The following is a 13,197-nucleotide window of genomic DNA, read 5'->3' as shown; positions in this document are numbered from 1 at the left end:
TTCGTGCGATGCTGGTCGACAGCCACTGCCATCTGGATTTTCCGGACTTTGCCGACGATCTCGACGGGATCGTGTCACGGGCGCGCGCGGCCGGCGTCGGGCGCTTGGTCACGATCTCGACGCGGGTGCGGCGGCTAAAGGGCCTGCTCGCGATCGCCGAACGCTATGACGACGTCTATTGCTCGGTCGGGACCCATCCGCACAACGCGGATGAGGAGGACGGCATCGCGCCCGACGAGCTCGTGGCGTTGACGGAGCATCCCAAGGTCGTGGCGCTCGGCGAGGCCGGGCTCGACTATTTCTACGACAACGGCTCGCCGGAGGCGCAGGCGAGGGGCTTCCGTGCCCACATCGCCGCTGCACGCACGACCGGCCTGCCGCTGGTGATCCACACCCGCGAAGCCGACGAGGATTGCGCTCGCATCCTGGAAGACGAGGCCGCAAAGGGATCGTTTCGCGCCGTGCTGCATTGTTACACCGGCGGGCGCGAGCTGGCGCTGAAGGCGGTGTCGCTCGGGCTCTATATCGGTTTCACGGGAATCCTGACCTTCAAGAAATCGGAGACCTTGCGCGCGCTCGCAGCCGAACTGCCCTCCGACCGCATCCTGGTCGAAACCGACTCGCCCTATCTTGCACCCGGCAAGTTCCGGGGCAAACGCAACGAGCCGGCTTATGTGGTCGAGGTCGCAAAGGTGCTGGCGGAGACGCGCGGTGTGTCGCTTGACGAGATCTCGCGCCAGACCAGCGAGAATTTCTTCCGCCTGTTCTCGAAAGTGAAAGCTTGAAACCGGGGACCGCATGACGCTGACTCTGACGATCCTGGGCTGCGGCTCCTCCGCCGGCGTGCCGCGCCCGGCGCTCGGCTGGGGCGCCTGCGATCCCAACAATCCCAAGAACCGCCGTCGCCGCTGCTCGCTGCTGGTCGAGCGGACCTCCGAGCACGGCACCACGCGCATCGTGATCGACACCTCGCCGGACCTGCGCGAGCAATTGCTCTCGACCAATGTCGATCACATCGACGCGGTGTTCTTGACGCATGAACATGCCGACCAGACCCACGGCATGGACGATCTACGTTCGATCGTGATGCACATGCGCCGCCGGATCCCGACCTACTTCAACCAGTCGACCGCCAAGGACATCCTGTCACGGTTCTCCTATTGCTTCATCTCGCCGGAGGGCAGCGACTCCCCGCCGATCCTGACGCGGCATTCGATCGAAGCGGGCGAAAGCCAGACCATCCTGGGGAAGGGCGGCGCGGTGACCCTGACCGCCTTTCTGGTGCAGCACGGCAACATTCCCGCGCTCGGCTATCGCATCGGGGATGCGGCCTACACGCCCGACCTCAACGACATCCCGCGCGAGAGCTGGGGCGCGCTGGAAAACCTGGACCTCTGGATCGTCGACGGCTTGCGCTACCCCAGCCATGTCAGCCATTTCAGCATCAACGACGCGCTGTCCTGGATCGAGAGGTTCAAGCCGAAGCGCGCGGTCATCACCAACATGACGGCCGACGTCGATTACGAGGTCATCCGGCAATCGCTTCCCGAGGGCGTCGTGCCCGCTTTTGACGGGCTGCGGCTGGAGACCCGCTGAACCTGCGGTAGAAAATCCGCCGCGGGCAGGCATACTCCTTGCTTGCGTGGGTCGCATCATGTTGATCTAACGTCTGAAAGACAGGCGTCGGGCAAGGGCGATATTGAGGCTGGGTCGGCGACGCGCGACATGTGATCGCCGGGTCAATCGAAACGCCTCGTATGAAGATGGGGATTGCGTGGCAGGGGATGACGTAACGGCTGGGGGACCGGTGCGCCGTGCGCTGGATCTCCTTTATCTCGGGGCAGGCTATGCCGCCGGCATCTTCCTGGTTGCGATCTTTGCAATCATGATGATCATGTCGGTCGGCCGCCAGTTTGCGATCAATATTCCCGCCGGCGACGATTTCGCGTCCTGGTGCATGGCCGCGATGGCTTTCCTCGGTCTTGCGCACACCTTCAAGCGCGGCGAGATGATCCGCGTCGGCCTGCTGCTGGAGAAGCTGCACGGGCGCACCAAGCAAGTCGCCGAGATCCTCGCCCTCGGCATTGCGGCGGTCTTCATTCTCTACTTCACCCGGCATGCCGTGCAGATGACCTATGACTCTTGGCGCTTCAACGACGTGGCGCAGGGCGTTGTCGCGCTTCCGCTCTGGATTCCTCAGCTCGGCTTTGCCGGCGGCCTGGTGATCCTGTCGATCGCCTTGCTCGACGAAATGGTCAATGTCGTCAACGGCAACCGGCCGAGCTACGAGAAGGGCTCGCCGGACGAGACGCCGGAAGAGTTCGTTGAACGGATCTCGCAGGGCGGCGGAGGTTGACCATGGCCAATCTCGGCATGATCGAGCTGTCGTTCATCCTGCTCGGCGTCATGATCCTGCTGCTCGGCAGTGGGGTCTGGATTGCCGTGTCGCTCGGGCTCGTCGGCTTCGTGGCGATGGCGCTGACCACCAGCCTGCCACTTGGCACGGTGCTCGCGACCACCACCTGGAGTGCGAGCTCGTCCTGGACACTAGCTGCGTTGCCGCTGTTCATCTGGATGGGCGAGATTCTTTTCCGCACCAAATTGTCGGAAGAGATGTTCCGCGGCTTGTCGCCCTGGGTGCAGTGGCTGCCCGGGCGCCTGACCCATGTCAATGTGATCGGCTGCGGCATCTTCGCGGCGGTGTCGGGCTCCTCGGCGGCGACATGCGCGACCATCGGCAAGATCGCGCTGCCTGAGCTCGACAAGCGCGGCTACGACAAGGGCCTGAGCCTCGGCTCGCTCGCGGGCTCCGGCACCCTCGGCCTCTTGATCCCGCCGTCGATTCCGATGGTGGTCTACGCGGTGACGGCGAACGTCTCCGTGCTCCAGGTGTTCCTCGGTGGCTTCCTGCCGGGTGCGCTCGTGATGGTGCTTTACTCCGGCTACATCATCATCTGGTCGCTGCTCAATCCGGACAAGATCCCGCCGCGCGATCCGCCGATGCCATTCCGGCAGAAGCTGCGCGAGTCCGCCAAGCTCGTGCCGTGCCTGCTGCTGATCCTGGCGGTGTTCCTCTCGCTGGTCCTCGGCTTCGCGACAGCGACGGAATGCGCGGCATGGGGCGTCACGGGCGCGCTGCTGCTGGCCTGGTGGAGCGGCACGCTGACGCGGAAGAACTTCCTCGAGAGCATCATGAGCGCGACGCGCCTGACCTGCATGATCATGCTGATCCTGGCAGGCGCGGCCTACACCACGGCCGCGATGGCCTATACGGGCATTCCGGCCGCGCTCGCGACCTGGGTGCAGGGACAGCAGCTCACGCCGGGCATGCTCGCGCTGTATCTCAGCATCATGTACATCATTCTGGGCTGCCTGATCGACGGCATCTCGATGATCGTGCTGACCGCAGTCATCGTGCTGCCGATGGTGAAGCAGGCCGGTCTCGATCTGGTCTGGTTCGGCGTCTACCTCATCATCCACGTCGAGATGGCGCAGATCACGCCGCCGGTCGGCTTCAATCTCTTCGTGCTTCAGAACATGAGCGGGCGCGATACGTTCACCGTCGCGCGGGCGGCGTTTCCGTTCTTCGTCCTGCTGCTCGCCTCCGTGTTCATCATCACGGAGTATCCGCAGATCGTCATGTTCCTGCCCAAGCTCGCCTTCCCAGACTGAGCGTATTCAAATTGACCGTGAGGAGAAGCCCGATGATGTCACGTTTATGTCGCGCATTCCTGGCCGCCGGAATGGTGGCGGCTGCGACGCCCGCTTTGGCGCAAACCAAATGGAATCTGCCGGCCGCGTATCCGGCCGACAATCCGCACTCCGAAAACCTGGTCGCTTTCGCCAAGGACGTCGAAGCCGCCACATCCGGAAAACTCCAAATCACGGTTCATCCCGGCGCTTCGCTGTTCAAGGCGCCCGACATCAAGCGCGCGGTGGTGACCGGGCAGGCGCAGATGGGCGAAGTGCTGCTCTCGATCCACGAGAACGAGGATCCGCTGTTCGGCGTCGATGTCGTGCCGTTCCTCGCCACCAGCTTCCCGGACGCGATGAAGCTGTATCAGGCCTCCAAGCCCGCGATCGCCAAGAAGCTCGATGCGCAGGGTCTCAGGCTGCTGTTCGTCGTGCCGTGGGCGCCGCAGGGCGTCTATGTCAACAAGCCGCTCGCCACGATCGAGGACATGAAGGGCCTGAAATGGCGGGCCTATAACGTCGGCACCGCGCGTATCGGCGAGCTGGTCGGCGCGCAGTCGGTCACGATCCAGGCTGCTGAGCTGCCGCAGGCGCTCGCGACCGGCGTGGTGAACTCCTTCATGTCGTCAGGCGGCACGGGTTACGACGCAAAGGCCTGGGAGTCGCTCAAGTACTTCTATGACGTGCAGGCCTGGATTCCCAAGGATTACACCTTCGTCAACAAGGCCGCGTTCGACGCGCTCGACAAGCCGACCCAGGAGGCCATCCTCAAGGCGGCCGCGACGGCGGAAACCCGCGGCTGGAAGGCCTGGCAGGATAAGAGCAGCTGGTACCTTGATCAGCTCAAGGCGAAAGGCATGAACGTCGAGCCGCCCAGCCCGGCGTTGAAGGCCGGCTTCCAGAAGATCGGCGAACAGCTCACGGCTGACTGGCTGAAGAAGGCAGGGGCGGACGGCCAGGCCGTCGTCGACGCCTACAAGAAGATGTGAGGACCACGAGGCCCTCCGCCCGCCGCCTTCTGGTGTGGGGGCGGACGGCATTGTGCCGTCGGCTCAGCTCGAGATCGCCGTCGCCGATCCGATCTCGTTGCGCAGCAGGAATTTCTGGATCTTGCCTGTGGAGGTCTTCGGGATCGGCCCGAACACGATCGACTTCGGCGTCTTGAAGCCGCTCATATGCGAGCGGCAGAACGCGATGATGTCGGCTTCGCTGGCGCTTGCGCCGTCCTTCAGCTCGACGAAGGCGCAAGGCACTTCGCCCCATTTCGGATCGGGCTTTGCGACCACGGCGGCGAACAGCACAGCCGGGTGCTTGTAGAGGATGTCCTCGACCTCGACCGACGAGATGTTCTCGCCGCCGGAAATGATGATGTCCTTGGAGCGGTCCTTGATGATGACGTAGCCGTGCTCGTCGAGCACGCCGAGATCGCCGGTGTGGAACCAGCCGCCCTCGAAGGCTTCCTTGGTCGCCTTCTCGTTCTTCAGGTAGCCCTTCATCACGATGTTGCCGCGGAACATGACCTCGCCGATGGTCTCGCCGTCGCGCGGCACCTCCTGCATGGTCTGCGGATTGATGACGGTGACGCTCTCCTGGAGCGGGTAGGGCACGCCCTGCCGGCGCTTCATGCGCGCGCGCTCGGGCGCGGCAAGCTCGTCCCAGCCGGGTTGCTCGGCACAGACGGAGGCGGGGCCGTAGACCTCGGTCAGGCCGTAGACATGGGTCAGCTTGATGCCGATGCTCTCGGCCCCTTCCAGCACCGCAACCGGCGGTGCAGCGCCGGCGATCAGGCCGACGACGCGGCGCGCGACATTCCCCTTGGGCGCATCCGGCGCGTTGATCAGCGTGTTGTAGACGATCGGCGCACCGCACATATGGGTGACGCCGTGGCTCCTGATCAGTTCGAAGATCTTGGTCGGCTCGACCTTGCGCAAGCAGACATTGATGCCGGCCGCGGCTGCCATGGTCCAGGGAAAGCACCAGCCGTTGCAATGGAACATCGGCAACGTCCAGAGATAGACCGGATGCTGGCCGAGATTGCCGGCGAGGATGTTGCTGACGGCGTTCAGATAGGCGCCGCGATGATGGGTGACGACGCCCTTGGGATTGCCCGTCGTGCCCGAGGTGTAGCTCAGCGCGATCGCGTTCCATTCATCGCTCGGTGTGACCGCCGCAAACCCGGGATCGCCTTGCGCAACGGCTGCCTCATATTCGATCTCGCCGATGCGCGTGCCGCCCTTGAACGATGCGTCGTCGACGTCGACCACGAGCGGCTTGGGGCCCGTCATCTGCGCCAGTGCATCGGTGATCACGCTGGAGAACTCGGGGTCGACCAGGATGATCTTCGCGCCGCCATGGTCGAGCTGAAATGCGATCGACGGCGCATCGAGGCGGATGTTCAGAGCGTTGAGCACGGCGCCGGTCATGGGCACGGCGAAATGCGCCTCGTTCATCGCCGGGATGTTCGGCAGCATCGCTGCGACGGTGTCGCCGACGCCGATGCCATTGCGCGCGAGCCAGGACGCAAAGCGCTTGCAGCGCTCGAAGGTCTGCGCCCAGGTAAAGCTGCGCCCCTCATAGACCGTGCTGACATGATCGGGATAAACGGCGGCACTGCGCGCGAGGAAGCTCAGCGGGCTCAGCGGCACGTAGTTCGCGCGCGTCCTGTCGAGGCCGATATTGTACTGGTTCTGCCGCTCACTCATCGACAACCCTCCCTAAACCAAACCTCAAAGGAATCCGATCGAAATCCAGGGGAAGATCGCGACGACGATCAGTCCCACCAGCAGCGCCAGCAGATAGCCCCAGATCGGCCGAATGCCCTCGGCAGGATCGACGCGTCCGATGGCGCAGGCGGCATAATAGCCGACGCCGAAGGGCGGCGCGAATAGCCCGATACCCATGGCGAGAATGATCACCATGGCGTAGTGCACCTCGTGCACGCCGACGACCCGGGCGATCGGAAACAGCAGTGGTCCGAACAGCACGATCGCCGGGATGCCCTCCAGCACGCTGCCGAGGATGGTGAAGGCCAGGATCGAGACGGCGATGAAGGTTGCCGCGCCCCCCGGCAATCCGGTCATGGCCGCGGCCAGCGAGCGCGAGAAGCCGGACTGGGTCAGGCCCCAGGCCATGCCGGTCGCCGTGCCGATGATGAGAAGGATCGCGCCCGACAGCGCCGCCGTCTCGACCAACATCGGAAACAGCCGCCGCCAGTCGAAGCGGCGATAGACGAGGAGGCCGACCAGCGCGCCATAGACGATGCCGATGGTGGAGACCTCGGTCGCGGTCGCGATGCCTTCGACCACGGCGTAGCGGATCACGAAGGGCAATGCGAGCGCGGGCAGGGCGATGACGAAGGTCTTGCCGATCTCGGATACCGTGGCGCGACGGACGTGGCTCATGTCCTCGTGGCGGTAGCGCCACCACACCAGCATGCAGAGCGTGATCGCGAGCACGACGCCCGGCAAGAGGCCGCCGGTGAACAGGGCGGCAATGGAGACGCCCGTCCCCGAGCCGATCGTGATCAGCACGAGGCTCGGCGGAATGGTCTCGGTCTGGGCGCCGGTGGCCGCAAGCAGCGCGACGAGATCGCCGGGCTTGGCGCCGCGCTGTTTCATCTCGGGAAACAGCACGGGCGCAACGGCCGCCATGTCCGCGGCCTTGGCGCCTGAAATGCCGGAAACCAGGTACATGGCGCCGACCAGCACGTAGTGCAGGCCGCCGCGGACATGGCCGAGCAGGCTGGCCAGGAACGCCACCATGGCCCGCGCCATGCCGGTCATCTCGATCAGCAACCCCAGGAACACGAACAGCGGCACCGAGAGCAGGATGAGATGGCTCATGCCCTCGTCCATCCGCCCGACCAGCACCATCACGGGCGTGCGCGTGGTCAGCGCGAGATAGCCGAAGATCGCAAGGCCAAAACCGAACGCAATGGGAACGCCGGCAAACACGCAGAAGCCGGCAACACCGACAAAGAAGATGACGAGGTTGAGGTTGCCGAGCGGCCGCAGCGACGGCCCTGCGAGCCAGAACAGCCCGATCACGACGGCAACGCTGAGGACTGCGGCCGCGACCATCCGCCAATCGGCCGCGCGCAGCAGCCGCAGCAAGGCGAAGGCCGCCATCAGGCCGATGCCGGCCGGCAGCGCGGCGGCGCGCCACATGTTCGAGATCTGCAGCGCCGGCGTCGTGATGTAGCTTTCCTCATAGGCGTAGTCGCAGGCTGGCCACACGATCAGGATCAGAAACCCCAGGGCAGCGCAGGTCGCGACCAGATCGAGATAGGCCCGCATCGCCGGCCGTGCGCTGGCGACGACCGCGGTCATGCGCATGTGCTCGGAGCGGCGGAACGCGACCGCCGCGCCCAGCATGGCGAGCCATAGGAACAGGATCGAGGCAAGCTCGTCCGACCAGATCAGCGGCCGGTGCAGACCGTAGCGCGCGACCACGCCGGCAAACAGGATCACGATCTCGGCGACGACCAGGATCGCCGCCGGAATCTCGACGACGAGACCGAGCACGCGCTCGAGCGAAGTCAGCAACGAAGGTCGGCGAGGGGACTGAATGGTCCCCTCGCCCACCACTTCGATCACCTCGATCTCGGCATGAGCCATGACGGCCCCACCTGATTACGACAGCTTGCCGACGGCCTTTTCCAGCAGGTCCCAGGCCTGATCGCCGTACTTGCCCTTCCATTCGGCATAGAAGCCGGCGGTGCGCAGCTTGTCGCGGAACGGCGTCACGGCGGGCTGGTTGAAGGTCAGGCCCTTGGTCGCGAGCTCCTGTTGCAGGCTGGCATTGAGCTTGGCGGTATCGGCGCGCTCGTTGACCGCGGCGGCGTTGATGTGCTTGGCAACGACCGTGCGCACGTCCTGCGGCAGCTTTTCCCAGGCGCGCCGGTTGGCCAGGAACCAGAAGCCGTCCCACATGTGGTTGGTCAGCGAGCAGTATTTCTGCACCTCGTAGAGCTTGGCGGTCGAGATGATCGCCAGCGGGTTCTCCTGGCCCTCAACGATCTTGGTCTGCAGCGCCGAATACACCTCGCTGAAATTGATCGAGGCGGGCGCGGCGTCGAACGCCTTGAACATCGAGGTCCACAGCGGCGACACCGGCACGCGGATCTTGAAGCCCTTGAGGTCGTCCGGACCGGTGATCGGCTTGGTCGACGACGTGGTCTGGCGGAAGCCGTTGTCCCAGATCTTGTCCATGACCTCGAGGCCGGCCTTCTTGATCTCGCCGCGGACATAGCCGCCGAGGTCGCCGTCCATGGCCTTCCAGACCGTGTCGTAGTCCGGGAATGCGAAGCCGATGCCGTTGATGGACGCCGCCGGCACCAGGGTCGACAGAATCAGGCCAGACAGCGTGAAGAACTCGACGCCGCCGGACCGGATCTGGCTCAGCATGTCGGTATCGGAACCGAGCTGGTTGTTCGGGAAGATCTGGAGGTCGAACTTGCCGCCTGTCTCGCCCTTGATCGCCGCCGCCATCTCCTTGGCGCGCACGTTCAGCGGATGGGAGTCGGGCAGGTTGTTGGCATATTTGTAGGTGAACTCGGCGCTCTGGGCGCGGGCCACATGGGGCGCGCCGAGGCCTCCCAGGACCGCGGTCGCGGCGGAGGCCTTGAGAAGCGTGCGTCGGGAAAAGCGCGTCGAAAAGACCATGGGTCTGCTTCCTCGGAAGGTTTGTTGTTGTTCTGAGACGCAAACCTATACGGACGTCAGGTCAGAAGGTCATCTGCGATCTCGCGAGGCCTCGCTTATTGCAGCCAGATAAGGTCACGGCAATATCGGCTTTCGGACACATCGGCCGGAGTCAAAATCTGAAAAACAACCCCATGCACTGTAGCTGGCAGGAGCCGCGAGGACGCTCGCGGCGTCGACGCAGACTCTGCGTTTTGCGAAGGTGGGATGGCAGCAATTCCATCTAAATATCTGATCTAATTATAGATAAAGATATTCCATAATATACCTTATGCGAATTGTGGATTAGGCTGCGACCGCGCGCGGCCTGTCGAACAGATCTCGCCAGACCTGAGCCGCTCTCGCCCGCCTTGCGCCTGCTCTGCTGCCCACGACCTGCGGTGACGCCCGGCCGATCCGCCATGCGATATGTGAGCTTCGCGGCTCTGAAGGTTGCGCCAAGCGTGTCAGGCCGCCGACAGCGATCGCAGCCAGGCGAGTCGCGAGATCGCTTGCTCCGCCAGGTGCTGCAGGCGTTCGAGGCGGGTGGCATCGTTCGACCGCTCGGCGCCGTCGAGATAGCCGTCGACGAGGGCCTCGGCGATCTGCAGCGGCTCCTTGCGTTCCATGGCCGCCGGAAAGCTCCCGAGGCCTGCGGCAGCGTCGGCCATCTCGAGGGCCTGCTGGCGCAGGTCCCGGGTCCGGTCGGCGGCTGGTCCGCTCAGGCGTTGTTCGAGATCGCCCAGTTGCGCGACCAGGCGCATCTCGAGCCGTTGTGCGTCGATTTGCGACAGCCGTGACGAGGACGATTCCTCGGCGTGGTCCCGCTCGTGCTCATGATGATAAGCGCGGCGCCTCTCCTTCCGCAGTGTGGCGACATGGCCGAGTTCCTCCTTGGCCATCGCCTCGGACGCCTTCTTGACTTCGGGATCATGCGAGTAAGCCGCCAGATAGGACCAGAAGGCGAAGGCGCGCTCCTCGTTGCGGACCGCCATCGCGAGCGCGCGGTACGGCGTCATCAGACGAGATGTCTTCACCTCGGCGGCCGCGTCCGGAGGAAGTGCTTCCGGCGCCTCCCAGCGCACCATGGCGGGATCCGGGCGGATGCCTCGGCGCGATTGCGACCATCGCGTGACGCTGTCGACGTGCTCGCGTTCGGCTGCCGCGAGTTTCGTGAACACCTCGGCGAGTTCGTCCTTGCCCTGCCCGCGCATCTCTTCGGCAAGAGAATCGTACTTGCTGGCCGCTTCCTGCTCCATTGCATGCGCTAGCGCAAAGAGCTCGTCGAGCGACTCCAATACACCCGCGGGCTCAGCACTGAGCAATGACGTGCGTAGGAATGGCATACCAAGGACTCCACATGCAGATTTCTGATCCGGTTCCGCGCGACCACAAGTTTCACCAACGGGGTTGACAGACTTAGTCGCACACGATGAGCTTTGCACGTCAGCGGCGACAAATCATCGACGAAGATTATCAAGGCAAGCGTGACCCGGTTGGTCGCGCAGATCGCATTTGAATCGACATGTCGAAGCGACCGCATGAAGATACCACCTTCGCGAGGCGTGCCGCTCTGGCGCTCGCTTGCTGGCTGCTGGTGTGTATGACTTATATTTCGCCGGCCCGTGCCGCCGGTGATTTGCCGACATACCTGCCGAAGATTGCGCCTACGGACTTCTTCCCGGGAGCGGATCGTTTCGGCCCGCCACAAGGCGATCCGCCGATCGTGCCGGTCTACCGCGGCGACCAGCTGCAGGGATTTGTCTTCCTCAACTCCGATTTCGCGAATTCCGTCGGCTACTCCGGCAAACCGATTCACCTGCTGGCCGGGATCGATCCGAAAGGCGTGATCACCGGCATCAAGCTCGTCGATCACAAGGAGCCGATCGTGCTGGTCGGCATTCCGGAAGCCCGCATCATTGCCGCCGTGAATTCCCTGATCGGGAAAGACATGAAGCCTGTCGCGATGGGTGCCGAGAGGCCGCCGCAGGTCGACATCGTGAGCGGCGCGACCGTCACCGTGCTGGTGATGGGCGACAGTGTCGTCCGCGCGGCGTCCAAGATCATTCGTAGCGGCCGCGTTGGCGGCGGCGACGGCGCCGCGGTTTCGGCAGCCCTGCCCTCAGTGATCAAGACGCTCGATCTCGAACACAGCGAAGTCCGCGACTGGGAGAGTCTCGTCGGCGACGGCTCGATCCGAAGGCTTCATCTCAGCATCGGCGACATCAACGAGGCCTTTGCAAAATCCGGTAGCGCGGCGGCGATCCAGTACCCCGAACCAGGCGAGGCCAGCGAGACCTTCATCGACCTTTACGTCGCACTCGTAAGCGCACCCACGATCGGCCGCAGCCTGCTCGGCGAGGACGGCTATCGGCGTTTGAGGGACAACCTGAAGCCGGGGCAGCAGGCGATCGTCGTCCTGGGCAACGGCCCCTACTCGTTCAAGGGCTCAGCCTATGTCCGCGGCGGCATCTTCGATCGCATCGAGATCCTTCAGGAAGGCAACAGCACCCGCTTCCGCGATCGCAACCATGCCCGGCTTGGCGCAGTGGATGCGGTCGGTGCACCCGAGTTCAAGGAAATCGGCCTGTTCGTCACGCCTCCCGAGTTCACCCTGGATCCGACACAGCCCTGGCAGCTTCAGCTGCTGGTGCAGCGGAGCCTCGGCGGCCGCGATAAGGCATTCCTGACCTTTGACCTTAGCTACGCCCTGCCCGACGCCTACATGCGCCGCGAGCAGCGTACGGTGACGGTTCCCGAGACTGCGGCCTCTCCGCCGTCGCAGGCATCCGCTGCGACCGCACCGCCCGTGGAGGCCGACGAGCCGCTTTGGATGCGGATCTGGCGATCGAGCACCGTTTCGATCGGCATCACCGCCTTCATGCTGGCCGCCCTCACTGGCATCTTCTTCTTCCAGAACCTGCTCGTGCGTCGACCGGTGCTATACACCTGGGTGCGGCGGAGCTATCTCGCCTTCGTTCTGCTCTGGCTGGGCTGGTACGCGAACGCGCAGCTCTCCGTCGTCAACGTCGTCACCTTCACCAATGCGCTGGTGACCGGCTTCCGCTGGGAATTCTTCCTCGCCGCGCCCCTGATCTTCATTCTGTGGGCGGCGACGGCCGGCGGGCTGCTGTTCTGGGGCCGCGGCCCGTTCTGCGGCTGGCTGTGTCCTTTCGGGGCACTCCAGGAGCTCACCAACACGGCCGCGAAATGGCTGAAGGTGCCGCAGATCACGGTGCCGTGGGGGCTGCACGAACGGCTATGGCCGATCAAGTACATCATCTTCCTCGGTCTGTTCGGCCTTTCGCTCTACTCCGTGGACATGGCCGAGCGGTTCGCCGAGGTCGAACCCTTCAAGACGGCGATCATCCTGAAGTTTGCGCGGGGCTGGCCGTTCGTGGCCTATGCGGTCGCCCTGCTCGTCATCGGCCTCTTCATCGAGCGTTTCTTTTGCCGCTACTTGTGCCCCCTCGGCGCGGCGCTCGCCATTCCCGGCCGCATCAGGACGTTCGAATGGCTGCGCCGCTGGTCCGAATGCGGCTCGCCCTGTCAGCGCTGCGCCAAGGAATGCCCGGTGCAGTCGATCCATCCCGAGGGGCACATCAACGTCAATGAGTGCATCTACTGCATGCACTGTCAGGAACTCTATTACGACGATCACCGCTGCCCGCACATGATTCAAGTGCGGCTCAAGCGCGAGAAGTTCGCGGCCATGTCTTCGCCCACGATGCGCTCGGGCGGCAAGGGTCCTGCGACTGTCATCACCGCCGGCGGCAAACCTGTCGGCGCTTCAGCCACCATCTCTCCACCACCCAACTGAACC

At 64.2% G+C, this 13,197-nt stretch carries 10 protein-coding genes; 6 read left to right on the top strand and 4 right to left on the bottom strand.

What is annotated here, in order from left to right; translation table 11 throughout:
• Positions 1-8: 8 nt before the first annotated feature.
• The 5 genes from X268_RS15045 to X268_RS15025 all read left to right on the top strand — a co-directional run bounded on the left by X268_RS15045 (position 9) and on the right by X268_RS15025 (position 4,682).
• Positions 9-785 carry a TatD family hydrolase gene (locus X268_RS15045; RefSeq protein ID WP_128925677.1) on the top strand — a complete coding sequence of 259 codons (777 nt, stop codon included), beginning with the start codon at positions 9-11 and terminating at the stop codon, positions 783-785.
• Between the two features lie 13 nt (positions 786-798).
• Entirely contained in the window at positions 799-1,596 is a 798-nt protein-coding gene (locus X268_RS15040) for an MBL fold metallo-hydrolase (protein ID WP_128925676.1), read from the top strand.
• 211 nt (positions 1,597-1,807) lie between these two features.
• On the top strand, positions 1,808-2,356 hold the full coding sequence (locus tag X268_RS15035) for a TRAP transporter small permease (protein WP_245477906.1): 549 nt from the start codon (positions 1,808-1,810) through the stop codon (positions 2,354-2,356).
• 2 nt (positions 2,357-2,358) lie between these two features.
• Positions 2,359-3,672, top strand: a complete 1,314-nt coding sequence (locus X268_RS15030; protein WP_128925674.1) for a TRAP transporter large permease — start codon at positions 2,359-2,361, stop codon at positions 3,670-3,672.
• A 32-nt stretch (positions 3,673-3,704) separates the two neighbouring features.
• The gene (locus X268_RS15025; protein WP_128925673.1) at positions 3,705-4,682 is read left to right on the top strand and encodes a TRAP transporter substrate-binding protein; all 978 of its coding nucleotides are present in this window, start codon (positions 3,705-3,707) and stop codon (positions 4,680-4,682) included.
• Positions 4,683-4,745: 63 nt separating this feature from the next.
• Here X268_RS15025 and X268_RS15020 read toward each other — a convergent pair whose 3' ends face one another.
• The 4 genes from X268_RS15020 to X268_RS15005 all read right to left on the bottom strand — a co-directional run bounded on the left by X268_RS15020 (position 4,746) and on the right by X268_RS15005 (position 10,720).
• Positions 4,746-6,395, bottom strand: a complete 1,650-nt coding sequence (locus tag X268_RS15020; RefSeq protein ID WP_164937743.1) for an acyl-CoA synthetase — start codon at positions 6,393-6,395, stop codon at positions 4,746-4,748.
• A gap of 24 nt (positions 6,396-6,419) precedes the next feature.
• Positions 6,420-8,309: a TRAP transporter large permease gene (locus X268_RS15015; protein WP_128925671.1), complete on the bottom strand. Its 1,890-nt coding sequence runs from the start codon at positions 8,307-8,309 to the stop codon at positions 6,420-6,422.
• 15 nt (positions 8,310-8,324) lie between these two features.
• Positions 8,325-9,356: a TRAP transporter substrate-binding protein gene (locus X268_RS15010; RefSeq protein WP_128925670.1), complete on the bottom strand. Its 1,032-nt coding sequence runs from the start codon at positions 9,354-9,356 to the stop codon at positions 8,325-8,327.
• A 485-nt stretch (positions 9,357-9,841) separates the two neighbouring features.
• Positions 9,842-10,720, bottom strand: coding sequence for a ferritin-like domain-containing protein (locus X268_RS15005; protein ID WP_128929271.1), 879 nt, complete (start codon positions 10,718-10,720; stop codon positions 9,842-9,844).
• Positions 10,721-10,977: 257 nt separating this feature from the next.
• Between X268_RS15005 and X268_RS15000 the strand changes: the two genes are divergently transcribed.
• A complete protein-coding gene (locus X268_RS15000; RefSeq protein ID WP_245477904.1) occupies positions 10,978-13,194 on the top strand; it encodes a NosR/NirI family protein in 2,217 nt (738 codons plus the stop codon).
• Positions 13,195-13,197: the final 3 nt, after the last annotated feature.

The sequence above is a fragment of the Bradyrhizobium guangxiense genome (genome assembly GCF_004114915.1).
GTDB lineage: Bacteria > Pseudomonadota > Alphaproteobacteria > Rhizobiales > Xanthobacteraceae > Bradyrhizobium > Bradyrhizobium guangxiense.
Note: the sequence above shows the minus strand (reverse complement) of the source record. Positions and strands in the feature narration are given on the sequence as shown.